General features: G+C 58.7%; 21 protein-coding genes and 4 pseudogenes. 20 read left to right on the forward strand and 5 right to left on the reverse strand.

Annotated elements, in window-relative coordinates; genetic code table 11:
• Positions 1-16 precede the first annotated feature (16 nt).
• The 3 genes from hisC to NKH78_RS00400 all read right to left on the reverse strand — a co-directional run bounded on the left by hisC (position 17) and on the right by NKH78_RS00400 (position 3,633).
• A complete protein-coding gene (gene hisC, locus NKH78_RS00390) occupies positions 17-1,156 on the reverse strand; it encodes a histidinol-phosphate transaminase (RefSeq protein ID WP_352720350.1) in 1,140 nt (379 codons plus the stop codon).
• A gap of 235 nt (positions 1,157-1,391) precedes the next feature.
• Positions 1,392-3,164, reverse strand: coding sequence for a nif-specific transcriptional activator NifA (gene nifA / locus NKH78_RS00395; RefSeq protein ID WP_352881497.1), 1,773 nt, complete (start codon positions 3,162-3,164; stop codon positions 1,392-1,394).
• A gap of 253 nt (positions 3,165-3,417) precedes the next feature.
• Positions 3,418-3,633 (reverse strand): hypothetical protein, encoded by a 216-nt coding sequence (locus tag NKH78_RS00400; protein WP_352855089.1) that lies wholly within the window; start codon positions 3,631-3,633, stop codon positions 3,418-3,420.
• 273 nt (positions 3,634-3,906) lie between these two features.
• Here NKH78_RS00400 and NKH78_RS00405 point away from each other — a divergent pair, with 273 nt between their 5' ends.
• From NKH78_RS00405 to NKH78_RS00420, 4 genes and pseudogenes are all read left to right on the forward strand, one after another.
• Positions 3,907-4,116, forward strand: a complete 210-nt coding sequence (locus NKH78_RS00405) for a hypothetical protein (RefSeq protein ID WP_156937379.1) — start codon at positions 3,907-3,909, stop codon at positions 4,114-4,116.
• Positions 4,117-4,170: 54 nt separating this feature from the next.
• Positions 4,171-5,499 carry a dicarboxylate/amino acid:cation symporter gene (locus tag NKH78_RS00410; RefSeq protein ID WP_023678259.1) on the forward strand — a complete coding sequence of 443 codons (1,329 nt, stop codon included), beginning with the start codon at positions 4,171-4,173 and terminating at the stop codon, positions 5,497-5,499.
• 302 nt (positions 5,500-5,801) lie between these two features.
• Positions 5,802-6,832, forward strand: a pseudogene (locus tag NKH78_RS00415) (LacI family DNA-binding transcriptional regulator).
• Positions 6,833-6,893: 61 nt separating this feature from the next.
• A complete protein-coding gene (locus NKH78_RS00420; protein WP_352591356.1) occupies positions 6,894-7,079 on the forward strand; it encodes a hypothetical protein in 186 nt (61 codons plus the stop codon).
• 307 nt (positions 7,080-7,386) lie between these two features.
• Here NKH78_RS00420 and NKH78_RS00425 read toward each other — a convergent pair whose 3' ends face one another.
• Positions 7,387-8,316 carry a LysR family transcriptional regulator gene (locus tag NKH78_RS00425; RefSeq protein ID WP_352457033.1) on the reverse strand — a complete coding sequence of 310 codons (930 nt, stop codon included), beginning with the start codon at positions 8,314-8,316 and terminating at the stop codon, positions 7,387-7,389.
• Positions 8,317-8,582: 266 nt separating this feature from the next.
• Here NKH78_RS00425 and NKH78_RS00430 point away from each other — a divergent pair, with 266 nt between their 5' ends.
• The 9 genes and pseudogenes from NKH78_RS00430 to NKH78_RS00470 all read left to right on the forward strand — a co-directional run.
• Positions 8,583-9,176 carry a NodA family N-acyltransferase gene (locus NKH78_RS00430; protein ID WP_352881500.1) on the forward strand — a complete coding sequence of 198 codons (594 nt, stop codon included), beginning with the start codon at positions 8,583-8,585 and terminating at the stop codon, positions 9,174-9,176.
• Positions 9,173-9,832, forward strand: coding sequence for a chitooligosaccharide deacetylase NodB (gene nodB, locus NKH78_RS00435; RefSeq protein ID WP_352523368.1), 660 nt, complete (start codon positions 9,173-9,175; stop codon positions 9,830-9,832). The genes NKH78_RS00430 and nodB overlap by 4 nt, the downstream gene beginning before the upstream one ends.
• 14 nt (positions 9,833-9,846) lie before the next feature.
• The gene (nodC, locus tag NKH78_RS00440; RefSeq protein ID WP_352457036.1) at positions 9,847-11,172 is read left to right on the forward strand and encodes a chitooligosaccharide synthase NodC; all 1,326 of its coding nucleotides are present in this window, start codon (positions 9,847-9,849) and stop codon (positions 11,170-11,172) included.
• Between the two features lie 80 nt (positions 11,173-11,252).
• Entirely contained in the window at positions 11,253-11,849 is a 597-nt protein-coding gene (gene nodS / locus NKH78_RS00445) for a nodulation methyltransferase NodS (RefSeq protein WP_352450799.1), read from the forward strand.
• 35 nt (positions 11,850-11,884) lie between these two features.
• A pseudogene (locus tag NKH78_RS00450) lies at positions 11,885-12,130 on the forward strand (carbamoyltransferase N-terminal domain-containing protein); the annotation flags it as partial.
• A gap of 43 nt (positions 12,131-12,173) precedes the next feature.
• Complete coding sequence (gene nodI, locus NKH78_RS00455) at positions 12,174-13,085, forward strand: nodulation factor ABC transporter ATP-binding protein NodI (RefSeq protein WP_023719311.1); 912 nt, start codon at positions 12,174-12,176, stop codon at positions 13,083-13,085.
• Positions 13,086-13,088: 3 nt separating this feature from the next.
• Positions 13,089-13,877, forward strand: a complete 789-nt coding sequence (locus tag NKH78_RS00460) for an ABC transporter permease (protein ID WP_352483783.1) — start codon at positions 13,089-13,091, stop codon at positions 13,875-13,877.
• A 67-nt stretch (positions 13,878-13,944) separates the two neighbouring features.
• Complete coding sequence (locus tag NKH78_RS00465; RefSeq protein ID WP_023678269.1) at positions 13,945-14,907, forward strand: LysR family transcriptional regulator; 963 nt, start codon at positions 13,945-13,947, stop codon at positions 14,905-14,907.
• 8 nt (positions 14,908-14,915) lie between these two features.
• Positions 14,916-15,178: pseudogene (locus NKH78_RS00470) on the forward strand (hypothetical protein); the annotation flags it as partial.
• A gap of 111 nt (positions 15,179-15,289) precedes the next feature.
• Here NKH78_RS00470 and NKH78_RS00475 read toward each other — a convergent pair.
• Entirely contained in the window at positions 15,290-15,523 is a 234-nt protein-coding gene (locus NKH78_RS00475; protein WP_352881504.1) for a hypothetical protein, read from the reverse strand.
• A 542-nt stretch (positions 15,524-16,065) separates the two neighbouring features.
• On the opposite strand from NKH78_RS00475, the gene NKH78_RS00480 reads away from it, so the two are divergent.
• From NKH78_RS00480 to NKH78_RS00510, 7 genes and pseudogenes are all read left to right on the forward strand, one after another.
• Positions 16,066-16,857 carry a calcium-binding protein gene (locus NKH78_RS00480; protein ID WP_352450736.1) on the forward strand — a complete coding sequence of 264 codons (792 nt, stop codon included), beginning with the start codon at positions 16,066-16,068 and terminating at the stop codon, positions 16,855-16,857.
• 396 nt (positions 16,858-17,253) lie between these two features.
• Complete coding sequence (locus tag NKH78_RS00485; RefSeq protein ID WP_352881972.1) at positions 17,254-19,029, forward strand: type I secretion system permease/ATPase; 1,776 nt, start codon at positions 17,254-17,256, stop codon at positions 19,027-19,029.
• The gene (locus NKH78_RS00490; protein ID WP_352881507.1) at positions 19,004-20,317 is read left to right on the forward strand and encodes an HlyD family type I secretion periplasmic adaptor subunit; all 1,314 of its coding nucleotides are present in this window, start codon (positions 19,004-19,006) and stop codon (positions 20,315-20,317) included. Before NKH78_RS00485 ends, NKH78_RS00490 begins: the two co-directional genes overlap by 26 nt.
• Before the next feature lie 671 nt (positions 20,318-20,988).
• A complete protein-coding gene (locus NKH78_RS00495) occupies positions 20,989-22,206 on the forward strand; it encodes a tyrosine-type recombinase/integrase (protein WP_352881510.1) in 1,218 nt (405 codons plus the stop codon).
• Between the two features lie 404 nt (positions 22,207-22,610).
• A pseudogene (locus tag NKH78_RS00500) lies at positions 22,611-23,527 on the forward strand (MBL fold metallo-hydrolase).
• Positions 23,528-23,554: 27 nt separating this feature from the next.
• Complete coding sequence (locus NKH78_RS00505) at positions 23,555-23,818, forward strand: hypothetical protein (RefSeq protein ID WP_352571041.1); 264 nt, start codon at positions 23,555-23,557, stop codon at positions 23,816-23,818.
• Between the two features lies 1 nt (position 23,819).
• Entirely contained in the window at positions 23,820-25,052 is a 1,233-nt protein-coding gene (locus tag NKH78_RS00510; RefSeq protein ID WP_352881514.1) for an aconitase family protein, read from the forward strand.
• Positions 25,053-25,061 lie beyond the last annotated feature (9 nt).

Raw genomic sequence — 25,061 nt, forward strand, 5'->3', positions numbered from 1 at the left:
TGATATCGGATTAGCGTCAGCGTACCGAACGAGCAGAGCCTGACGCTCCCCTGCCCGTTGTGCTTGGTATGTTTAAGCTTCCAACTATATCGCGAGCGGCAGCAAGAAATGCATCCAATTGCTCTTTTGTGCCGATGCTGACGCGGATGCAATGTTCCAAACCATTGTCCGGAAAGTAGGCAACGAGTATCTTTTGCCTTTCCAAGGCTGCTTGCCACCATGAGCCGTCCTGTCCCGCTGGCACACGGGCTAGCAGGAAATTTGCGTGGGAGGGCGTTACGGAAAATCCAAGTTGCGACAGTGCGGCTGTCACTCGCTGTCGTTCATGTCTGATGTGCTTGTGGTTCTCTGCGTAGGCGCCGCGATGCGCAAGCACGCTGATACCAACCGCATGCCCGATCACGTTCATGTTGAAGACGTTCTGGATGTTGCGCAGCCTGCCAATGATCTCAGGGTGACCGAAACCGAAACCGACGCGAATGCCGGCGGCGGCATAGCTCTTCGAAAATGTTCTCAAGATCAGAAGGTTCGAATAACGGTTGATGAGGCGCAGCCCGTGATCGGGTGCAAAGTCGACATAGGCCTCATCAAGGACGACCAGGCGATCCGATTGTGCCACGAGGCGTTCGATATTGCTTATCGAGAGGAATGTTCCGGTCGGATTGTTTGGATTGGCCACCAGAATGAACTTGGCGTCTTTTGCCGGACCGGAAAGCAATTGCTCCATTGGCAGCGAATGAGTTTGACATCCGATCTCGAGAAACTCAGCACCATGCAACATGGCAAGTTTGCGGTTGAACGAAAACCCTGGCGATATCATCGCCACCTTGTCGCCAGGGGCGAGGAAAGCTCTGTAGATGAGTCCGAGCAGTTCAGACGACCCGTTGCCTGCGATGACCTGATCCGTGGATACCCCATAGGTATTGGACGCTGCTTCCCTCAAGCTGATGTTATCGTCGTCCGGATACAGATACTGGCGATTGAGGGCCGCCACTGCACTTTGCATTATGATTGGCGGCAACGGAAACGGGTTCTCATTCGTATTCAGCTTGACAAAACTTTCGTCCGGCGCTGGTCCGTTGGACGGCAGAGCATCTAACTGTCGCGTCCCTTGCGGAAGAGACGAAAGCACAGCTTGCAGTTTTGCATCGGACATATTTTATCTCCGTTTCAGTCGCACAGGGGCATCCGTATGAGCTCGCAACGAGAGCAACATGGCGGACGGATTGACGATGGCAGCGTCGCCTTTCACAAGATGGTCGCAACGCCGGCTGCCACGGGAATTCGGCCAGGCTGTCCTCGGTCGGATCGACTTGACGCGGACGCGGATCTGCATCCCTGCGCGGGCCAAGCCGCTAAGCGGTCTCAGCTAATCCGCCTGAGTCATGCTTTCACAGACGCTTGACCTCGATGCCGTATTTCCTCAGCACGTAGCCAATCTGGCGCGGGGTCAGTCCAAGCAGGCGCGCCGCCTTTGCCTGCACCCAGCCACATCTTTCCATGGCAGCAATGACGCGCTCGGCGTCGGTGGTCCTCGCGCCCAATGAGTGGGTTGCTCCGGCAGGCGGGACTGAGGTGGCGGCCGAACGAGCGGCCGCATCCGGCGGCGTGGCCGGATTCACTGCCTCTGGGAGGATTGGCGCTGGTTGCAGCGCGGCCTTGCCCGATCTGCTCTTCCGCAGCGCCTCGGCAAAGCATTGGTCGTGGGAGCACGCAAAGTCGTTTCTCCCGATTGATCGTCCCTCCGCCAGGATCGCTGTCCGGTGCACGCAATTTTCAAGCTCGCGAATGTTGCCGGGAAATTCACATTTCATCAGTACTTCAATCGCACGCGCATCGAAGGTCAGCGTACGGCCGTTCTCATCGTTGAAATTCTTGAGAAACTCAGCTGCGAGGAGCGGAATATCGCTGCGCCTTTGGCGTAATGCCGGCACCAGCAAGGGAACCACGTTGATGCGATAATATAGGTCGGCGCGGAACTCATTCCTTGCAACCGCCTCTTCAAGGTTCCTGTTCGTGGCGGCAATCACGCGAACGTCGACCTTGATGGTCTGGTTGCTGCCGACGCGCTCAAACTCCTGCTCCTGCAGCACGCGCAGTAGCTTTGCCTGGAAGGAGGCCGAGATCTCGCCGATCTCATCCAGAAACAACGTCCCCTTGTCGGCGAGCTCAAAGCGACCCTTGCGGGAATTGAACGCGCTTGTGAAGGCACCCTTCTCATGACCGAACAATTCGGATTCCAGGACTGTCTCTGGCAGCGCTGCACAATTGAGTTTGATGAAGGGCCGCTTGGCGCGCGGCGACAACTCGTGAATTGCCTTGGCGACCAGCTCCTTCCCGGTACCGGATTCGCCTCGCAACAGAACCGTGGTCTTTGCCTTAGCTACCACTGCGATCTTCTCGAGCAGCGCGCTTAGCGCCGGACTATCGCCAATCATCCCCTTGACGTGAACCTTCTTGCGCTGCGGTGCAGAGTGCTTGACATCAGAGAATTGCGTTTGCAGCCGATCTTCCACCTCTGTCGGTCGTTCGCGGTCGCCCGCGGAGAAGCGGTGCAACTTGACTGTCTGTCCCACCATGTTGGCGATCATGGTGAGCAGCCGGACATCATAATCGAGCCGATACGTTGACCTGCTGTCCAAGGCGCGGTCGATAGTCAGCGTGCCTACGGCGTTCCCATCAACACGAATGGGAACGCCGATGAAGGACACGGGGTCGGAGGCCCCAAGCACCTCTATGTCAGCGGCAGTGAAGGCCGAATGCACCGCTATGTTCTCGGCGACGAGCGGCGTGTCCGTCGTCACAATCCGATCGATTGCCTTGCGCGGCAGACGCATCCGGGAGCGCTCATCGCTGTTCTCGTCGCAGCCGGTGACTACGGTGATGTCCAGTATGCCCTCAGCGTCGAAGAGAGCGATGATGCCGTGCCGCATCTGCACAAACGAGGGCAGGAGATCGACGACCTTGGCCAACCTGACTTCGAGCCGGGCGGGGTCGGTGAGTACTTTCGATATTTCGAAGATGCCGGTAAGCGCGTGCTCGTGCGATGGCACTAAAGGGACCGCGGTGTTCGTCTCGGACTTTGGGTAAGCCCTTTTCGCATCCGGAAGCGAAATGCGGCACTCGCTGGCATTTTGTTCTGATTTGGGAATGTTGTGGTGCATGTGATCCTCGATCTCGCGCCATGAAATGCATGCCGGCGGCATGTGCGCCCGCGACGTCGCGGGCAAGCGCGAAAATGCTCTGACGTGAACTCGTGCCACCGCCGTGTGGTCGAGTACAAAGCGGGTCGACCCCTGACGCATCGCTTGGCTCTCCCTCCACGAAGCTTGGCCACGTTCTCGGCTTCCACGGGGGCAACCACACGTTGATTTTCAAAAGACTGGAGCGAGGCGGGATAGTCAATCGAGCTTTCTTTCATTCGTGAAAGGAAACCTCGCGGCCTATGATAGAATTCATCAGTTCTAATTTTTTGTCGGCGATGTTGAACGACAGAAATACGGCGCCGGCGATGCGGTGCCTGAGCGGCTGACCGCGCCGAGTATAAATTGCCGGGCCGTGCCATTCACCAGCGCCTGCGAACCAGGGGCGGGAGCGATAATCACTGCCGACGACACTGGTCGGTCGCGGCAACCGCCATTTCCTCGATATTGATGACACAGATAAGGCGGCGGCGTCGCGTGTGAAGGCGCGAAGGTGGCGGTCGAGCGCGGCTTTCTCGGCGGTGCTCGGAACTTCTGAACCGCATCGTCGCGGTCAGCACCAGCGGCGTCAATCCCTACGTCTCGACGTCGCTTTCAAGCTGTCGCTGCAGCGGCAGCGCGGCAAAGAACACGGCAATTCTCCGCTCTGGTGCCAGCGATGCGGCCCTTCCCAAAGTCGGCAAACCGAGGAGCCCACCACGATGTGCAGCAAAACCGCAAGCCAGAGAGATCGACCGGCAATCTGCCGGAGAACATCAAGCGCGTGCTGGACGGCGGCCTTGTCATTCCCGTCTTGTGCCACCGCATTCATCCCATCATTGGCGAGCCCAACGTCAGTTCAGGTCATGCGGATCCATTTGGCATGGGTATTGCGGCGGCGTTGGTGCAGCGTTCGACCGGAGCGCCGCGATAGGGAGAAGCCCGGGAGAAGTCACGCCACCTCGATCCGGTCAGGGAGAGAGAAACAGTGTCAGCTGCACAAGTCCGCGGCGCGAGTCCCGCGCCCCGCAAACCCTTCTATGCCAAGCTTTACGCGCAGGTGCTTGCCGCCATCGCCCTCGGCGTCGCAATTGGCTATTTCTATCCGGGAACCGGCGAGAGCCTGAAGCCGCTGGGTGATGCCTTCATCAAGCTGGTCAAGATGATCATCGCGCCTGTCATCTTCCTGACAATTGCGACCGGCATTGCCGGCATGAACGATCTTCACAAGGTCGGCCGGGTCGCCGGCAAGGCAATGGTCTATTTCCTCACCTTCTCGACGCTCGCGCTGATCGTCGGCCTGATCGTCGCCAATGTCGTCCAGCCTGGCGCCGGCCTCAACATCGATCCGGCCTCGCTCGATGTCCAGGCCGTGAATACCTATGCCGCAAAGGCCCACGAGCAGTCGGTCACCGGCTTCCTGATGAACATCATCCCGCCAACGATAGTCGGCGCCTTCGCGGAAGGCGACATCCTGCAGGTGCTGTTCTTCTCGGTTCTGTTCGGCATGGCGCTCGCGATGGCCGGAGAGACGGGCAAGCCTGTCGTTTCCTTCCTTCAGGCGCTCATCGCGCCTGTCTTCAAGCTCGTCGGCATTCTGATGAAAGCCGCGCCGATCGGCGCTTTCGGCGCAATGGCCTTCACCATCGGCAGATATGGCATCGGTTCGGTCGTCAACCTCGCGATGCTGGTCGCGACGTTCTATTTCACCGCCTTCCTCTTCGTGTTCGGGGTTCTCGGCGCGGTCTGCCGCTACAACGGCTTTTCGATCTGTTCTCTCATTCGCTACATCAAGGAAGAGCTGCTGCTTGTCCTCGCAACGTCCTCCTCGGAGGCCGCGCTCCCCTCGCTCATGCAGAAGATGGAGAAGGCGGGCGCCAGGCGTTCGGTTGTGGGTCTCGTCATCCCGGCCGGATATTCGTTCAATCTGGACGGCACGAATATCTACATGACCTTGGCGGCCCTCTTCATCGCGCAGGCGACGAACACGGATCTGTCAATCGGCGATCAGGTGCTGCTGCTGCTCGTTGCGATGCTTTCCTCCAAGGGCGCTGCAGGTGTAACAGGTGCGGGCTTCATCACCCTGGCTGCTACGCTCGCCGTAGTTCCGAGTGTTCCCGTTGCTGGGATGGCCCTGATTCTCGGCATCGACCGCTTCATGTCCGAATGCCGGGCGCTGACGAATTGCGTCGGCAACGCAGTGGCATCCCTCGTCGTTGCCCGCTGGGAAGGAGAATTGGACCGAGCGCAGATGAAAGCCGCCTTCTGCGGTCATCAGCTTGCCGAGGCATCAAACCGGCTATCCTCCGCCGAGTAAGGGCGACGCACCGCGACCGGTTTCGCCAAGCTGGTCACATGACCTGAACGATCGACTCGCAGGCTCTAAACGGCGCCTCACGGACCATGTATCAGAAGCGCTAAATGTGTGAGTGCAAATCGTCGCCGCCCTAAGCGAATGAACCTTCCGTTATACCCGGCCGGTCTACGTCTGGAGTAGTCCAATACGCTGTCGATCATTCAGTATGCGGGCGTCTTCACTTTGCCCACCCGAAACCATTGTCGAATCGCGCTAGGTGACAGAGAGCCAGCCTGCGTCAAAAACCAATCAGAATAGGACCCATGACCAAGCGCCCCACAATTGCCGATCTCGCCCGCGAAGCCCGAGTCAGCGTAGCAACGGTCGATCGGGTTCTGAACGCCCGCCATCCGGTGCGCGAGGAGACCGCGCGGCGGGTCCACGACGCCGCCCACGCGATCGGCTATCATGCTGCCGGGCTCATCAAGCAGCGCTTGCGGCGAGACCTACCGTGCTACCGTCTGGGCTTCATCTTGAGAAAACCGGCCCAGCATTTCTACCAAGACTTTGCGCGCGAGGTCGAAGCGTCGGTCAATTTGGCCCAGTCCTTCCACGGCATTCCGCTCATCCAATTCGCCCCGTCACATATGCCGAGCGACCTAATCGCACCGCTCAAGGATTTGGGCGCACGCTGCCATGCGATCGCGATGGTGGCACCGGACCACCAAAAATTACAGCAGCGGTTGAGGACCTCAAGGCCAAAGGCATTCCGGTTTTCTCGCTGCTTTCCGACTTCGCCGCCGGCGTGCGACAGGGCTATATCGGCCTCAACAACCGCAAGGTGGGGCGCACGGCCGCTTGGATGGTGTCCAAGGTCGCAAAACGGCCCGGCAAGGTGGCGGTGTTTGTCGGTAGCCATCGTTTCCAGGGGCACGAGCTCCGTGACGTCGGCTTTCGCTCCTATTGCCGTGAGAACGCGCCGACGTTCGAGGTGCTCGATCCGCTTGTGAACCTGGAGAAACGGCAGGTCACCTACGAGGCAACGCTTGATCTCATGCAGCGGGAACCCGAGCTCGTCGGCTTCTATGTCGCCGGGGGCGGCATGGAGGGCGCCATCTCCGCGGTCCGGGAAGAGGGTAAAAGTCGCGATCTCGTCGCGATCGTGAATGAAATCACGCCGGAATCTCGGGCGGCACTCGCTGATAACATCATCACGATGGCGGTCGCCACGCCAATGCGCCGGCTTTCCCAAGAGCTGATAACGCTGATGACGCGGGCTATCGAGACCGGCACTGCTGAAACACCAGGACAGACATTTCTGCCGTTCGATATTCATCTGCCGGAAAATATATGAAACTGATGGCTTCTATCGTAAGCGGGGAAGTTTCCTTTCATAAATGAGAGAAAGTTGATTGATGATCCCATCCACGCGGGGTAGCCGCACCCCACAGGCCTCAGCCGCGGCCCAGGATGAAGCGCCAATTGGTGAACGGATCGGCCACGCGTTCAGGCGGAAGCGCGAGGTCGCGACCGGCTTCATTGCCAACATCTCGACGTTGTCGGTCCAGGGCGGTGTCGTCAAGGATGCCTCACGCCAGTAGCCGAGCGAGGCCGGCACAGTCCATTGGGTTTGACCTCGTCGACCGGCATCTCCTCGCCTGGCCGCGCGTGAAAAGCCGCGGCAAGGCCGGCAAAGTTGGCATTTGAGTGGGGCTAGACATCTTCTGGGACTTCGCACGCGAAATCGGAGGCGGCAGTCAACTCAGCACCAACCCGGGCATGTGTTCTGCTCGTTCCTGGCCCTCGTACTCAGCAAGGAACTGCGCCGCTCTGCCGAGCCAAAGGCCTGACGCCCGAATGGCAACCGCTCCTACGCGATCGCGACCGCCTCCAGGAAGCCCGAGACGCTCAATAGCTTTCAAGCAAAGGCGCCAGGCGAGATGCCTCCTGCAACATCATTTCCCGCATCCACAGGCTTGCCGGATCAGTATTGTGAAGCGCAGGCCATTGGACGGCCTCCGTGAATGCGGGATGAGGAAGTGGCGGCGGAAGTCCGACAATCCGCAGGGGTGTTGTTTTTGCGAAATGCTGCGCCAGCCGTAAGGGCATGGTACCGATGCGGTTGGTGCCTGATAGGACGGGCGCGATCAGGCTAAAGCCCTGTACGACGACCTCGATACGTCTCTCGAAACCGTGCTCGAGCAAATACCACTCCTCCATGGTGGGCTGCCGGGTGTGCCTGAATTTGAGCACGACATGCCCCATCGACAAGTATCGCTCGAATGTAAGTGGCTCTGACAGCTGCTTGTTCGTGCCGCAGCCTACGCATACGAGCATATCTTCGAACAGGGCTGCGCGAGGATGTTTCGACATGAACACTTCCGGCATAATCAGAAAATCAACGTCGCCGCGCCGGAGAAGCTCCTCGGGGTCGTCGCAAATAGGCAGACATTCGAAGCGGACGGCGGGAGCTTCCCGCGCAGTACGCTCTACGATCCTCTTAAAAAGCACGAGCGTGAGGTAATCGGAAAGCATGATTCGGAAGAGACGATCCGATTGGGCTGGGTTAAAGGCGTCGGAGGAAATAATCGATAGCTGGATGTGCAGCAATGCGTCCCGGACTGCTGGGGCAAGCCCCTCCGCGCGCGGTGTCAAAATGAGCTCGCGGCCGTTCATCGTAAATAGCTCATTGCTGAAGTAGGCGCGTAACCGAGCGACGGCGGCGCTCATGGCCGGCTGGCTCAGATTAATACTGTTGGCCGCGGCAGTGACTTTACGCTCCCTGATCAGAGCGTCCAGCACAACGAGGAGATTCAGATCCAGCCCCTTAAACCGCATATCCTGATCTATCCAGCGTGTGGATGGGCATCATCTAAACAATCAATTTTACGAATTTACGAACCATGCATTAGAGGAACGTAAATGACCGACGTCAAGCTCAAATCGACGGCGCCGACACGGGCGGGAACATCGAGAGAGCTCATTGGCGAGCCCCACCGGCTGGCTCACCTTCGCTAACGACAACGGTTGAGTGCAGCCAACAACGCCGCCGCTTTGGCCGGGTAATGCGGCCCGCAAGAAACTATTTTGAAGAGAGGTCCTGAATGCGCCCTCAGGTGCAGTGGAAATTGTGCTGGGAAAACGAGTTGCAGCTCTCGGACCACGTCGAGCTCGCCCAGTTCTTTCGTAATACCTACGGGCCGACTGGGGCGTCCAACGCAGAACCGTTCGAAGGTAGTCGAAGCTGGGCCGGAGCCAGGCCTGAACTCCGCGCAATCGCCTATGATTCGAGCGGTGTAGCGGCTCACATGGGCATACTGCGCCGTTTCATCAAGGTTGACGCGGTCGATCTGTTGGTGGCTGAGCTGGGCCTGTACGGGGTACGTCCGGATCTTGAGGGTCTCGGAATCGCCCATTCAATCCATGTCGTGCTTCCAATACTGCAGGAGCTTGGCGTTCCATTCGCTTTCGGAACCGTCCGGGACGCGCTGCGGAATCATGTTGAGAGGTTCGGGCGGCGATACAGCCCTTTGGCCGTTTTGTCGGGAATTCGCGTGCGCTCCACCCGACCAGAGGCGCGCCTCGACCTGCCGCCCACACGCATCGATGACGCACTCACCATTGTTCTGCCAGTTGGACGGCCGATCAGCGAATGGCCCACGGGCACGATGATCGATCGGAACGGACCAGAGCTATGAGCCGTCCCGATTGCTTGTACGAAGTGCGCCGTGAGTGCTCTGACGGCACCGGCCGTCGCAGCGTTTATCTGACGTTTGACGACGGTCCCAATCCACTTTTCACACCGGAGATTCTCGATGTGCTGGCAGAGCAGCGGGTACCGGCGACTTTCTTCGTCATCGGCGCCTACGCCTTAGAGCACCCGGATCTCGTCCAACGAATGTTTGCAGAAGGGCACGAGCTAGGCAACCACACGATGACTCATCCGGATCTGTACAAATGCGGCTTCGGCGAAGTGCAACGTGAGATCTTTGAAGCGAACGGCGCCATCATGAGGGCGTGCCCGCAGGCCTCGGTGCGCTATATTCGCGCGCCCTATGGCGCCTGGAGCGAAGAAGTCTTCACAGCGTCACAGATCGCCGGGCTGACGGCCCTCCATTGGTCCGTCGACCCACGAGATTGGTCTCGCCCTGGGGTCGACGCGATTATCGATACCGTGCTCGCCTCTGTCCGGCCGGGCGCAATCGTACTCTTGCACGACGGATGCCCTCCCGGCGAGTTGAGCCAGGGCGCTCACGCCGGTCTGCGCGACCAGACGGTCACGGCGCTGTCCCGGCTGATTCCAGCACTTCATGAGCGCGGATTTGTAATCCGCTCACTTCCTCAACATCACTGAACAAACGAGATCCCATGACTCTTCTTGGTACAACCAGCACTGTGGCCATTTCGCTTTATGCACTGCTCTCGACTGCTTATAAGAGCATGCAGGGGATTTATGCTCTGCCGACAAACGACTCATCGGCGTTGGAGGATCTCGTCGGCTCCGATCAACTGCCCAGCGTGGATGTCATCGTCCCCTGCTTCAACGAGGATCCGCGCACGCTTTCAGAGTGCCTGGCGTCCATTGCAGACCAAGAATACGCCGGAAGACTTCGGGTCTATGTGGTTGATGACGGTTCTGGAAATCGCGAAGCCGTAGGAACTGTCCACGAAACCTACGCGCGCGACCCTAGGTTCGACATCATTTTGCTTCCCGAGAATGTTGGAAAGCGCAAGGCGCAGATCGCCGCGATACGCCGCTCATCCGGGGATTTGGTGCTTAACGTTGATTCAGACACGATACTCGCGTCCGACGTCATCACCAAGCTTGTACCGAAGATGCGAGATCCAGCGGTCGGCGCAGTCATGGGTCAGTTGATTGCCAGTAACCGGAGCGAGAGCTGGCTGACAAGGCTGATAGACATGGAGTACTGGCTGGCTTGCAACGAGGAGCGCGCGGCACAGGCTCGCTTCGGTGCCGTTATGTGCTGTTGCGGCCCATGTGCCATGTACCGCCGGTCTGCGCTCCTTTTGTTACTGGACCAGTACGAGTCGCAATTTTTTCGGGGCAAGCCAAGCGACTTCGGGGAGGATCGCCATCTCACTATCCTCATGCTGAAAGCAGGCTTTCGAACCGAGTACGTTCCGGGCGCCATCGCGGCCACAGTCGTTCCGAACAGACTCGGACCGTATCTGCGCCAACAACTCCGTTGGGCACGAAGCACATTCCGGGACACGCTGCTTGGGCTGCGCTTGCTGCCCGGCCTCAATAGCTATCTCACGTTGGACGTGGTCGGACAGAATCTCGGGCCGCTACTCCTCGCCCTATCGGTACTAACGGGCCTCGCACATTTCGCACTGACAGGCACTGTGCCTTGGTGGACAGGACTGATGATTGTGTCCATGACCATGCTCCGATGCTGCGTGGTAGCATTTCGTGCTCGACAGTTTCGATTTCTGGGCTTTTCCCTGCACACGTTCATCAACATCTTTCTCTTACTTCCCTTGAAGGCCTACGCGCTGTGTACATTGAGCAATAGCGATTGGCTGTCGCGAAGCTCTGCTGTCGCTACATCGAACACTGGGGGAAAACAGGCCCCCACCCAAACTCCGATCACTGGATCAAGCAGGGCAGAATTCTCACCGCATGCGGCTCCGCTTCGCAGGCTCAATCTTGCGCGGATTCTTCGGGATTAGCGCTGTCGAGCAACATCTGCGGCGACGAGTGATCGCTAATTACCTAGGTGGACGAGAGGTGGACGAGTTTGACCCAGAACATGAATCATCAGTTGCTCGATCGGGAATTGGCCGCAGACGATCCGTGGCGCCTCGACGGCAATCCGTTCGAGCGGGAGCGCCACACGCAAATGCTCCAGCTGGCGCTTGCCCAAGGCTCCATTACAAATGCCCTCGAAGTCGGGTGCGCTGCCGGCGCATTCACGGAAAAACTAGCTCCCTACTGCCAAGGGCTCACCGTCATCGATGTCGTGGCGCAAGCGATTGCTCGAGCACGTCAACGGATAAAGGAGCCGTCGCGCATCAACTGGATAGTCTCCGATGTTCAACAGTTTTCGACCGACGAGTTGTTTGACCTGATCGTTGTGGCGGAGGTCCTATACTACCTCGAAGACATAGCCGAGATGCGCGCGGCCGTCAAAAACCTGGTGCGGGTGCTTGCGCCAGGCGGGCATCTGATCTTCGGATCGGCAAGGGATGCTAATTGCCGTCGCTGGGGTCACGCCGCTGGTGCTGAGCCGGTCATCGCCATGCTGAACGAAACGTTGATCGAGGTAGAGCGTCTTGAGTGTCGGGGCGAGTCGGTCAACGAAGACTGCTTGCTCGTCCGTTTCCGGAACCCGCTTTCCGCTTCCTGATCAATCGAATCTATCGCCGTTAACGTGGAGACACTATGCGCATCTGTGGTACCAAGCTGACCCATGATGGGGCGATCGCCCTTGTCGAGGATGGACGGCTCGTCTTCTGCGTTGAGCAGGAAAAGCGGCACAACAATCCGCGTTATCAAACCATCGATAATCTCGACGCAATTGTCGCCGCTTTGGCGGAACAGGGGCTAAATCCTTGTGATGTCGATCAGTTCGTTATCGACGGCTGGGATGGCGAAGACGAGTCACAGTTTCAGGTCCGGCAGGCAACCAAGCAACCGCCAGTCTTGGCGTCCCTCTCGGTAAAATGAACCCATGTCCATGGTAGCGATCGATCTTACTGACGTAAGCAAAACTTATGACAAGCTCGTTGTCGACAGACTGTCGTTCCGCGTTGCGGCGGGGGAATGCTTCGGGCTCCTGGGACCGAACGGTGCGGGCAAAAGCACGATTGCGCGTATGGTCCTCGGCATGACATCGCCTGATGCGGGGAAGATTACTGTGCTCGGCGCTCCAGTGCCGGCGCGCGCGCGTTTGGCACGTATGCGCATCGGAGTGGTCCCGCAGTTCGACAATCTTGATACCGCGTTCACTGTACGCGAGAACCTGTTGGTGTTCGGGCGCTACTTCCGGATGAGCAGACGCCAGATCGAAGCGGTCATACCATCGCTGCTTGAGTTCGCCCGCCTCGAGAACAAAGCGGATGCGCGCGTCGCCGAACTGTCCGGCGGCATGAAGCGGCGCCTGACGCTCGCGCGTGCGCTGATCAATGACCCGCACTTGCTGGTGATGGACGAGCCGACCACCGGCCTCGATCCGCAGGCCCGCCACCTGATCTGGGAACGGCTGCGATCGCTGCTGGCGCGGGGCAAGACTATTCTTTTGACTACCCATTTCATGGAAGAGGCCGAGCGGCTGTGCGATCGGCTGTGCGTTATGGAGGAGGGGCGCAAGATCGCCGAAGGCCGCCCGTCCGCACTCATTGACGAGCAGATCGGCTGTGACGTGGTCGAGGTCTACGGCGGCAATCCGCATGAACTGGGTGCGCTGATCCGGCCGTACGCACAGCGCATCGAGGTGAGCGGTGAGACGCTTTTTTGCTATGCACCCGATCCGGAGCAGGTGCTGGTGCAGCTACGCGGGCGCGCGGGTCTGCGCCTTCTGCAGCGTCCCCCCAATCTCGAGGATGTGTTCTTGCGGCTAACCGGGCGCGAGATGGAGGACTGAACAATGGGCGAACGTTATGCGGCGGCCATGCCCGCCAATGCGTGGAATTGGGTCGCGGTTTGGCGCCGCAACTATCTTGGATGGAAGAAAATCGGGCTTGCATCGGTTCTCGGCAACCTCGCCGATCCGATGATCTATCTGTTCGGTCTCGGCTTTGGCATCGGAACAATGATAGGTCCTGTTGAGGGCACTTCGTACATTGCGTTTCTCGCGGCTGGCATGGTTGCCACAAGCGCGATGGCATCGGCGACTGCTGAAACGGTTTACGGGAGTTTCGGCCGCATGGACAACCAGCGCACCTGGGAAGGAATGCTATGCACTCAGCTGACGCTCGGCGATATCTTACTCGGCGAATTGGCGTGGGCAGCCACCAAGGCCCTGATGGCGGGCACAGCAATCACTATTGTTGCCACCACGCTCGGCTACACATCGTGGCCATCCATCCTCTGCTTGCTGCCAGTCATCGCTCTCAGTGGCCTCGCCTTCGCGAGTCTAGCGATGGTCGTCACGGCGCTTGCGCCCAGTTATGAATATTTCATATTTTATAATACGCTTGTTGTAACACCCATGCTGTTCCTTTGCGGCGCGATGTTTCCGGTCAACCAATTGCCCGGCGCTTTTCAGGACGTCGCCTCCTTGTTGCCGCTCGCACATGCAATTGACCTCATTCGTCCGGCGATGCTTGGCCGTCCGGCCGGCAGCATGGGCCTGCATATCGGCGCGCTTTGCATATACACGGTTTTGCCGTTCTTCCTATCGGTTGCTCTATTTCGTCGTCGGCTGATGCGTTGACGCTACTCACCATTCGTAAAATTGATTCTTTGGGCGATACCCATCCACGCGTCGGATAGGTCAATACATGCGTTTTAAGGGACTCGATCTAAATCTCCTCGTTGTGCTGGACGCTTTGATCAGGGAGCGTAAAGTCACCGCCGCGGCCCGCAGTATTAACCTGAGTCAGCCGGCCATGAGCGCCGCCGTCGGTCGGTTACGCGCCTATTTCAGCGATGAGCTATTTACGATGAACGGCCGCGAACTCATTTTGACACCGCGCGCGGAGGGGCTCGCCACAGCAGTCCGGGAGGCATTGCTGCACATCCAGCTGTCGATTATTTCCTGGGACGCCTTTAACCCGGCCCGATCGGATCGTCGCTTCCGCATCATCCTTTCCGATTACCTCACACTCGTATTTTTTAAGAAGATCGTAAAGCGTGCTGCGCGGGAAGCTCCCGCCGTCCGCTTCGAATGTCTGCTTATTTCCGACGACCCCGAGGAGCTTCTCCGGCGCGGCGACGTTGATTTTCTGATTATGCCGGAAGTGTTCATGTCGAAACATCCTCGCGCAGCCCTGTTCGAAGATATACTCGTATGCGTAGGCTGCGGCACGAACAAGCAGCTGTCAGAGCCACTTACATTCGACCGATACTTGTCGATGGGGCAGGTTGTGCTTAAATTCGGGGACACCCGGCAGCCCTCCATCGAGGAATGGTATTTGCTCGAGAACGGTTTCGAGAGACGTATCGAGGTCGTCGTACAGGGCTTTAGCATGATCCCGCCCCTTCTATCAGGCACCAACCGCATCGGGACAATGCCCTTACGGCTGGCGCAGCATTTCGCAAAATTAACACCCCTGCGGATTGTCGAACTTCCGCCGCCACTTCCTGCCGCATTCACGGAGGCCGTCCAATGGCCTGCGCTTCACAATAATGATCCAGCAAGCCTATGGATGCGGGAAATGATGTTGCAGGAGGCATCTCGTATGATCACCCCGCCTAAGAGCACCGGACGTCTCAGTTGTCGGCCGACGACCCCTCGGTTATGAGAGGAGGCATGGATGGCGATTGGGATTGGGCGATTCCTGCATTGTCGAGAACGATGCAGGGAGAGCAGATCCTTCAGCCTGAAGAGGTGGCAGCGATGCTGCCGCTGCATGAGCTTGGCTGGGGAACCGACGGGCGAACGAATTCGGGTGCGCTCGCAACACGGTGCCTCGGTATCTAAGCGAGGGCGGGACTGTTCCGTTTCGCAAGCCTGTGCGGCCGACCGCGTTTGACGGACTGGACGATTGGCTGCGGGAGCGCTTCTTCCCCCATGGCTCGGGCTGGATGACGATCTCGACCCGCTCCAAATGCGCCGGGAACGCCTTGCGCGGTCGCGCAGCACGTCGCGGCTCGCCTGTCGGTCTTGCGGCCTCGAGCTCGGACTCAATCGCGCCGAGCCCGGTCTGATTTCGAAGGCGAAGGCCTGCTGGTCACGTTCGAGCTTCTCGGAGCTGCGACCGAAGCGGCGCGCTCCAGCTGCTTGACGATCCCATGAAGGTCGGCGATCCGCTCCTGGGCAGGCTCGTTGAGTGTCGCCATCCGGACGATCTCGGCCTTGAGTGTTTCGCTCCGGAGTTGTTGCAGTTCGGCCTTCTCCGCCGCCATGGCGACGAACATCGCCTTGAGCGTATCGATTTCGTGGGGACGGGCCGAAGCGCTTCTCGTCATGACGCCGACAGAAGCTTATTGTGCACGGCCTGAAGCCCGCCTTTTGCGCCTGAGTCACTTCGCCACCGCCTTCCGGCCGGACGCCGTCGCCGTTCGGCTCGAACGCGTGTCCAGTCCATGCCTTCGACGAGCGCCATCAGTTTCGGCGCGGCAAGCCGATCACGCCGTTCTCCGCCAGCGGAACTTGTCCTCGTCCAGCGCTCACGGTGCGGGTATGCCGGCGTCGAGCAAACAGAGAGAAGTTTGGGGCCCAACCAGGACGGCCCCGTTACGAAGTTCGTCCTGGTCCCGGTTTGAGTGTCGAATCTTCATCGATTTGGGCGACCAGCGTCCCCGCCGCCAGCGAGCCCGCAACTGCTCAGCAGAAGGGCGAAGTGAACGTGAATGCATCCATTTCGTAAATGTGTGTCTATCCAAGCAATCGATTTCTCTAATTATCCGATGAGCAATATGAACGCGTCAGGCAGGGTGCATCATTAGGAGTATTTTCGATGGCAAAGATTATCGAGGGTGGCCCGGGTGCCGAAACACTCATCGGCACCGAGCTTGACGATTGGATGGAGGGTTTCCAGGGCGGTGACTGGATTGACGGTCGTGGCGGCAACGACGAGATCTCGGGTGGCCCGGACAGTGACCGACTCATCGGCGGCAAGGGTAACGACCGCATCTTCGGCGGAGATGGCTGGGACGATCTCTCCGGCGACAACGGCCGCTTCAACCCGCGCGTCTCCGGTGAGGACAATGACAGGCTCAGCGGCGGTCCCGGCCAGGATGTCCTCTACGTGGGTGACGGCCAGGACACGTTGACCGGGGGCACCGACAGTGACACGTTCGTGTTCCAGTTCCACAATCCGGTGCCTGGGGTTGTCGGGTCGAAGTCGGACATTACCACTATCACCGATTTCAACCCGGCGGAGGACAAGTTCGCCTTCGATGCGGTGGGCCTCTACAATGACGGTTTTGGCGCGAACTTCGTCAACAACGCCAGCATACAGTCCGGCTACCCGGTGAGCAGCTTCTACAGTGGTGCGGCCTCGGGTGCGAACGGCGAACACGTCGTGGTAATCACTGGCGAATCTTTCAACTCTGCTTCTGAAGCCGCGAGTGCGATCTCCGGCGAGCACGCCGGCGACATCATTGTCTACCAAAGCAGCTACACCGACAGAGTCGCAACTCTGGCCTATGTCACCGCCGACAACAGCGCGCATGAATTCGTCCACCTGGGCGGTGTGGTCACCGTGGCCGACCTAGGCCTGACCGCGTCGGACTTCACCTTCGTTTGATCCAGAAAACCCATACGGAACAGCGCCCCGCCCCCCGGGGGCGGGCGCTTTCCGTTTCCGCTACGTGCGATGGGCCGGGGCGCCCGGGAGCAGTCGCAGCGTGTACAGCTTGACGAAGCCCTGCACGTCGCGCTGGTCGTACACCGAAATCTCCCTGAAGGCGTGGAGGCGGAAGCCTGTTCGGGCCCTTGCGGCCGGCCACGATGACGTTGCCCTTCCAAACCTTCAGCCGGACGGTGTTGTTGTTGACCCGCTCCATTAGATGCCAAACCAAACATATTCGGCGGGAGCACTGATCCTGAAGCAGCGAGCGGATGCAGTCGGTCGCCGCTCGGGGAGCAATATGGGGAGCTGGGTCGCCAGATCCTCACGGAGACCTGCGTGAGTAACCATTCCTTGAAGGATTCAGCTTTGAGACCTTTCCCTCTGAGTTCCGCTATTTGGGGAATTCTGTTGATCAGCGGCGTGGTGAACGTGCTTGCGCTGATCTCGCCGCTGTTCATGCTTCAGGTCTACGACCGCGTTCTGGCAAGTGGCAGCGTATCGACGCTAGTGGGGCTCGTCGTGCTTGCTACAGGGCTTTATGCGTTCCAGTGCCTGCTCGACATTTTGCGCGCGCGCGTGCTGCTGCGGATTGGCGAGCGTTTCGATGAACAGTTTTCCGGACGCGTTCACGATGCGATCGTTCGCCTTCCGCTTTCAACGCGCATGCCGGGCGACGGCTTGCAGCCGCTACGCGATCTCGACAATGTTCGCGGATTCTTAGGTGGAAACGGCCCGACAGCGTTCTTCGATCTGCCATGGATGCTGCTTTATCTTGGCATTTGCTTCCTCTTTCATTTCTGGATCGGCATGACGGCACTTGTCGGGGCGATCGGTCTCACATCTCTGACACTTCTTGCCAACACTCTCTCGCAACGACCGATACGCGATACCATTGCCCACAACATGGCACGCAATGGTCTACTGCAAGCAGCGCGTTGCAATGCCGAGGTCGTGCAAGCTCTCGGTCTCGGAAAGCGGATCGCTGCCCGATGGCACAAGGCCAATGCCAAGTATCTGGCCGCCAGCCGGAAAGCCGGGGACGTGGCAGGTGGGCTGGGTGCCATTTCAAAGTCGCTGCGCGTGCTGCTGCAATCGGCCATTCTTGCCGTCGGCGCGTACCTTGTGATCAGGCAGGAGGCTACGGCCGGGGTCATGATTGCCAGTTCGATCATGATGGGGCGTGCGCTGGCTCCGGTCGATCTGGCCATTTCAAGCTGGAAACCCTTCCTCATGGCGCGCGAGGGTTGGGCGCGGCTGGAGGACCTCCTGGGAAAGGTTCCTGAAACCGCTCCTGTTATGCCAATGCCTGCACCTGAACGCGAACTCCGCCTCGAAGGCGTGACAATCGTTCCGCCCGGCGAAAGGAAGCCGACCGTGACCGGCCTTGCGTTTGCCGTTCAGGCGGGAAGCGCACTCGGGATCATCGGTGCATCGGGTTCGGGCAAGTCGACACTCTCGCGCGCCATCGTCGGCGCATGGACGCCGGTCGCCGGAAAGGTTCGCATCGACAGCGCAAGCCTCGATCAATGGGACCGGGAAGCGCTAGGCCGTCATATCGGCTATCTGCCGCAAGGTGTTGAACTGTTCGACGGCACCATTGCCGAAAACATCGCTCGTTTTGAAGATAATCCTGACCCTGAGGCTATTGTCACCGCGGCGAAAGCAGCGGGCACGCACGAACTGATCCTCCGATTTGAGCACGGCTACGAAACTCCGATTGGTGAGGCCGGATCGGCACTTTCCGCCGGGCAGCGCCAGCGTATCGGTCTTGCCCGTGCTCTTTATCGAGACCCTTTCCTTGTTGTGCTGGATGAACCCAATGCCAATCTCGATGCGGAAGGCGAGGCTGCGGTCGTCAAGGCGATCGCCTCCGTGCGCGGGCGCAAGGGCATTGCGGTTGTCGTCGCCCATCGGCCGAGCGCCATCCGCGCCGTGGATTTTGTGTTGGTCATGGAAGGTGGACGGCAGCGAGCATTCGGTGCGCGTGATGAAGCGCTTTCCAAAGTCTTGAAGAGGGCAGCGATGGCACCAGGCGCTGGCGTCAAGGCCATCGAGTCTACACAGGATAACGTGGGAGAGCGCGCTGACATGGAGGGTCCCGGTGGCCGGCATTCATCAGAACAATGACGTTTCCAGCTCCATTCGCCGGCACCTGGTGGCGGGCCTTCTGGCGAGCGTGATCTTTGTTGGAGGAGCCGGAGCCTGGGCGGCCTTCACGAATCTCTCCGGTGCGGTTGTCGCGTCCGGACACTTTGTCGTCGATTCCTATGTGAAGAAGGTGCAGCACCCGACCGGCGGGGTGGTGGGAGAAATCCTGGTGAGCGAAGGTGATAAAGTAAAAGCCGGCGACATCCTCATGCGGCTCGACGCCACCCAGACGCGCGCCACTCTCGCTGTAGTCACCAAGCGGCTCGATGAGCTGGCCGCCAACCTGGCACGACTCGAAGCTGAGCGTGACGATCTGGCGGAGATCGCCTTCCCGGACTGGCTGCTCGCCCGCAGAGATGTTCCGGACGTAGCTTCGGCAGTACATGGCGAGACGCGGCTGTTCGAATTCCGCAGACAATCCCGCGACGGAAGGCAGGCGCAGCTAGCGGAACGCATCACTCAATATGAGCACGAGATCGAGGGGCTCAAGGCGCAGGAAATCGCTTGTGAGAAAAGCACCGAGATTCTCCAAAAGGAAATTGCTGCCCTGAGTGGGCTGCGCGACCAAGGCATTGTCTCGGACCAACGCTTGAACAGCCTGAAGACGCAGGTTGCCACTTTCGGCGGCGAACGCGGTGAGAAGATTGCACATCAGGCACAGACGGCAGCCCGCATAGCCGAAACGCGCCTGCAGATCCTGCAGATCGATCCGGATTTCAAGACGGAAGTCGGCCAGGAGCTCAGAGAGGTTCAGGCGCAGGTTGGGGAGTATGTTGAGCGCAAGGTGGCGGCTGAACAGGAGCTGCGACGGATCGATATTGTCGCGCCGCAGTCAGGCGCCATTCAACAACTCGCAGTTCATACGGTCGGAGGAGTGATCACGCCCGCCGATCCGATTATGCTAATCGTGCCGGAAGGCGACGATCTTGTGCTTGAAGCACGAATCACCCCGAAGGACATCGACCAAATCCAGCTTGGTCACAAGGCCGTGCTGCGGATGTCAGCCTTCAATCTGAGGACCACGCCGGTATTGAACGGATATGTCAGCCGGATCGCAGCCGATCTGGCGACGGACGAAAAAAACGGCGTTTCGTATTACCTGGTGCGTCTGTCGGTTCCGCATGCGGAACTGACGAAGCTCAAGGACCTGACGCTCGTGCCCGGCATGCCGGCCGAAGCGATCATCCAGACGGGCGAGCGTACGGCGCTTTCTTATTTTGTGAAGCCGCTGTCGGACCAAATCAGTCGCGCATTCCATGAGGAATGAAAGTAATCCACAGAAATATTTTGTTTGTATTCTTGTTGGTTGTTACGCATGCATGAGAGTCATAACCGTCTGAAAACACAGCCATACTTTCCTCAGTTGGATTGCGCCTCTGACTCAGATTCGTGGTTCCACGGTCATTTTGCCCTTCCAAGTCGCCGACCATTCAGTTCTTGGCCTCGAGCGCATTAAGATACCCATCATCGTACACAAAGGCTGGAAAAGAGTCCGGTGTCTTGAGCGATCCTGAGGTCTGGAGACCTAGGGTGAGCCTGCAAGCACAGGGCCAGGACATGATTGAGCGTCTGCAATATTCGGACAGGTACATAGGAAGACAGGCAGGCGTCAAAAACGCGCTTTCAACGCGCTAAACCGATGCTACGCACCCCGAGCGTCTTGCCGCCCTCGCTCCCGCCGGTAGGAATCAATCGCGAGCAGGCTGCGACGTTCATCGGCGTAAGCTCAACGACCTTTGATGAAATGGTCCAGGACGGCCGGATGCCGCAGCCACGAATGCCGAGCAAGGGGCGCATTGTTTGGGACGTCGAGGAACTTGTATTGGCGTTTCGAAAGCTCCCTCACCGCCAAATCGGAGGAGCACCAAAGCTTGACGAAGATTCGCCGCCACTAGACAATCCTTGGGATCGAAAACCACGAACATGACGGATGAGCCCGTGAAGGTCGATCTTAAGGGCGTAGTGAAGGACACTGATCGCCACGGCAATGATCGGTACTATTTTCGCGCACCGGGTCGGAAGAAGGTCCGGCTCCGTGAACCGACCGGCAGCGACGAGTTCCTCGAGGAACTGCGGTGCGCGCGCGCCGAGGTCACTTATGTTCGGCCCGGCACTCTTCCCGAGATTTGCCGGCGCCTCCCCAAGCCTTCTGAGCCAGCGAAGAAAGGCACGTTGCTGTGGCTTTGCCAGGAGTATTACCGTCGGGGCGGCACGGAAATCACCCAAGACACTATGGCGCGCCGACGAGCAATTCTGGAGCGCGTATGCGAATTACCTCATCCCCTCGAAGGTGACCCGGATCCTCAGTATCCCACCAAGGGATCTCTGCCATTCGCCGGTATGAAACGGTCTCATGTTAAGGAGATCAGGGACACCAGGCTCGACGCCCTTGGCGCGGCAAACAATATCGTAAAAGCCATCAGCGCGATGTTTGAGTGGGCAAAGGACACAGAGATTCCGGGCGTCGACTCCAATCCCGCCCGCGGCATCAGACGGCTAAAGAGCGGCGACGGCTGGCACCCATGGGACGTGTCGGAGATCGTTCAATATGAGAAGCGGCATCCGCTGGGTACCGCAGCCAGACGTGCGCTCTCGATCTTCATGTTTACTGGCCTGCGGTTGTCCGACGTCGCGATCTTCGGTCGACAGCACATCACGCTCGTCTACAACGAGGAGACCGAGCAGTGGGAGAAGTGGATCAGAATTAAGCCTGGGAAGACCAGTCGTAACAAGGATGCGGTGTTGGTGGAGCTCCCGCTTCTGCCCGAACTAGAGGCGGAACTTGAGCACACGCCCTCCGACCAGATGACCTTCCTGGTCAATGAGTATGGTCGCCGGTTCTCGGAGAACGGTCTGGGCAACAAGATGCGCCAGTGGTGTGATCAAGCTGAGCTGCCGCACTGCAGTGCTCATGGAATTCGCAAGGCCGGCGCGACGATCGCCGCTGAGAACGGCGCGACGCACGAGCAGCTGAAGGCGATATATGGGTGGACTACGTACCAGCAGCCCGACCACTACATCAAGAAAGCGCGTCGCCGGAAGGTAGCGAGAGCGGCGAAATACCTGCTGGTTATCGATCGAAAAGAGAACAAAATTGTCCCAGTTTCTGAGGGGGTTGAAAGAGGTGGGACAAAAATGGCCAAAAAATCCAATTAAATCAACGGCCACAAAAGCCAATGGTGGGCCCCGGAGGATGCTTGGAAAGGAAGCCAAGCGGTTAGGGATCAGTGGGATCGCGAAGTATTCAAATCTCTTCCAATGTTTTTCGATGTTTTTGTCCCGCTCACAACGGGTTTGTTTCAGCCAGCTCGACTACTGACGTTCGTGCACGGCGAAGAAGAACCCCTTGCTGTATCATATGAGAGCGTCGCGGTAACGCCAGAAGCGGCAGTAGGAGAAATAACTGCGGACGACTCGAATAGGGCCGATTTTGGACTGTCGGCTTTTTGCATGGAGCAGGCTAAAGGTTCCGTCCGCCAACAGCCACATACAAGCCGCAGCCGCCACGGCGCGTTTCCCGCCAGCATCACCTTACCCGCCGTGGTTTCTGCCTCTGCTGCATCGGCGCCTCGGCCATCGCGGCAGGTGGCGGACGGCTCAGCCCCCGCGCTGCCTATGCGGAGGCCAGGGGCATTGTCAGCTTGATCAAGGACAGCGCCACCACGTCGCCCATCACGGTCCACAGGCTGCGCAACAATGTCGGCGTGCTGGAGGGGTCGGGCGGCAACGTCGCCGTGCTGACCGGGCCGGATGGCAAGATGCTCGTGGATGCGGGGATTTAGCGTTTCGAAACAGCAGATGACCAAGTCGCTGCAGGCCATTTCCGCCGACCCCGTGCCCCACCTGATCAACACCCACTGGCATTTCGACAATGCCGACGGCAATGCCTTGGCTGGCGCCGGCGGGCGCAAGGATCATCGCGCAGGACAACACCCGCAAATATCTGTCGCAGGTGCAGCGCGTCGAGGAGTGGGATTACAATTTCCTGCCGCTGGCCGCCGACGGCCTACCGACGGACGTTTGCGACGAGAGCCACGATCTCGAGCTCAACGGCCAGTCCATCGCGCTCAAGCACTACGGTCCGGCCGACACCGACAGCGATATTTCCGTCACCTTTGGGGAAGCCGACATCGTGCATGTCGCCGACACGTTTTGGAACGGCGTCTACTCCTTCATCGACTACTCGACCGGTGAGCATCGAAAGGATGATCGCGGCCTCGGATGCCAATCTCGCGGCGACGACCGACTAGACAATCATTATTCCCGGCCGCGGACAGCCGGTCAGCAACAGCACCGAGTTGCAGGCTTCTCGCGATATGCTTGTTGGCATCCGGGACAACGTCGCCAAGCTTAAGCGCGAGGGCCGCACGCGCGACGAGACTGTCGCAGCCAAACCCACGGCCGCTTTCGACGCCGTGTTCGGAAACTTCGTCATCGACCCGGCCTTTTTCACCCCCTGGTCTACGAGGGTGTCTGACAGAAGCCGTGCAAAGGGAGGATTGCCATGGGCAAACTCCGCGGAAAGGTGGCCGTTACTACCGGCGCGGTCTCACCATTCACCTCGCGCAATCATCCCGCGAACAGCGCCTCAAGCTCGCAGCCCATCTACGAAAGCACGGCCAGTCTAGCCTCGCTTCTCATTGAAGACGGCGGCTACGTCATCGACGGGCGCGTCGTCACTACAAGAAATCTGTGCCACGAGAACGATCCCATATTTACTTTTGCCAAACTCACTGGTAACGTCTACACAAGAGGGGCGGTACACTGAAATGTACTTGCTGGATCAACTACTTCTCAAGCATGGAGTAGAGCCATCAAGGTTCAACGAGCCAGCAATTTTGCCGGTGAGCTACCTCTACGCGCACGATCGCAATGCTTTCAAGATTATTAATGAGCTCGATCTGCTTGGTGTGGGCCTTGAGACGTATTCAAAGCTGAAACTAGGCAGAAAGGTCCTGTTCTTTTTGGACCACTATAGTCCAGCACCGACGCCCGAGACAGCAGCACTGCATGCGCAACAGAGAGCGGTCGCCAAAGCACTTGGGGCACCCATCTTTGACGAGGGTAGCGGCGTGGGGCACCAACTCGCGCTCGAGACGTCAGTGCGCCCAAATGACATTGCGGTTGGTGTCGACAGCCATACTTGCACCGTGGGAGCAGTCGGTGCGCTTGGTTTGCGGATGCCGCCCGTGAGCGTTGCCGCTGCCATGGTGTCGGGCACTGTAGAGTTTTACCGACCAAAGATCATCCGGATACAGCTCCTAAATAGTCTCGAACGCCCGTCAACAGGTAAAGATGTGGCATTGTTCCTTGCGGGCCTCGGCCCTAGGCGTTTTGCCGATGCTCTATTGGAAGTGGGTGGCCCCGGTCTGAACTCGCTTGAACTGCCCGATCGAATAACGCTGGCGAACCTCTCCACAGATCTCCACGCTCGAAGCGTCTTGTTTGAGGTCGACAATGTAATAGTAGATTCTCACAATATTTCGGACGAACATAAGACGGAGTGCTCACTCGACGAGTATACGGATCGGGTTGTGGTCGATTTGGCACAAATTCCTCCGTTCGTTGCTCGTCCAGGCGGCATTCACAATGTCGTTCCACTCAGTGAGCTGAGAACAAGATCAAGAGTTGACGTAGTGGCCGTAGGAAGTTGCACAAACGGCCAGTTTGAGGATTTTGTGGCTTTCTGTAACGCTCTAGGTAACGATAGAATCGCTCCACATGTGCGTGTAATCGTAACTCCCACATCCGGCACGGTGCTGAAACGGCTCAGCTCAAGTGGTCTTCTTTCAAAGCTTATTGAGCTTGGAGCTACAATAAATCCGCCAGGGTGCGGCCCTTGCATGGGACTACACCAAGGAATACTTTCAGATGGAGAAATTTGTGTCGCAACCGGCAGCCGCAATACGGCTGGGCGGATGGGATCGAACAAAGCGGAAATATATTTGGTCAGCCCTCGAACAGCTGGGCTAGCCGCGATTGCTGGTTACATCGGTCATTAAATGTATAGG

The organism is Mesorhizobium sp. M0910 (genome assembly GCF_040319465.1).
Lineage (GTDB): Bacteria > Pseudomonadota > Alphaproteobacteria > Rhizobiales > Rhizobiaceae > Mesorhizobium.

Bases quoted from the DNA above. Each gene is read 5' to 3' on its own strand.
- hisC (WP_352720350.1), bottom strand. From the start codon at position 1,156: ATGTCCGATGCAAAACTGCAAGCTGTGCTTTCGTCTCTTCCGCAAGGG.
- nifA (WP_352881497.1), bottom strand. From the start codon at position 3,164: ATGCACCACAACATTCCCAAATCAGAACAAAATGCCAGCGAGTGCCGC.
- NKH78_RS00420 (WP_352591356.1), top strand. From the start codon at position 6,894: ATGATCCCATCCACGCGGGGTAGCCGCACCCCACAGGCCTCAGCCGCG.
- NKH78_RS00425 (WP_352457033.1), bottom strand. From the start codon at position 8,316: ATGCGGTTTAAGGGGCTGGATCTGAATCTCCTCGTTGTGCTGGACGCT.
- NKH78_RS00430 (WP_352881500.1), top strand. From the start codon at position 8,583: ATGCGCCCTCAGGTGCAGTGGAAATTGTGCTGGGAAAACGAGTTGCAG.
- nodB (WP_352523368.1), top strand. From the start codon at position 9,173: ATGAGCCGTCCCGATTGCTTGTACGAAGTGCGCCGTGAGTGCTCTGAC.
- nodC (WP_352457036.1), top strand. From the start codon at position 9,847: ATGACTCTTCTTGGTACAACCAGCACTGTGGCCATTTCGCTTTATGCA.
- nodS (WP_352450799.1), top strand. From the start codon at position 11,253: ATGAATCATCAGTTGCTCGATCGGGAATTGGCCGCAGACGATCCGTGG.
- nodI (WP_023719311.1), top strand. From the start codon at position 12,174: ATGTCCATGGTAGCGATCGATCTTACTGACGTAAGCAAAACTTATGAC.
- NKH78_RS00460 (WP_352483783.1), top strand. From the start codon at position 13,089: ATGGGCGAACGTTATGCGGCGGCCATGCCCGCCAATGCGTGGAATTGG.
- NKH78_RS00465 (WP_023678269.1), top strand. From the start codon at position 13,945: ATGCGTTTTAAGGGACTCGATCTAAATCTCCTCGTTGTGCTGGACGCT.
- NKH78_RS00475 (WP_352881504.1), bottom strand. From the start codon at position 15,523: ATGTTCGTCGCCATGGCGGCGGAGAAGGCCGAACTGCAACAACTCCGG.
- NKH78_RS00480 (WP_352450736.1), top strand. From the start codon at position 16,066: ATGGCAAAGATTATCGAGGGTGGCCCGGGTGCCGAAACACTCATCGGC.
- NKH78_RS00505 (WP_352571041.1), top strand. From the start codon at position 23,555: ATGGGCAAACTCCGCGGAAAGGTGGCCGTTACTACCGGCGCGGTCTCA.
- NKH78_RS00510 (WP_352881514.1), top strand. From the start codon at position 23,820: ATGTACTTGCTGGATCAACTACTTCTCAAGCATGGAGTAGAGCCATCA.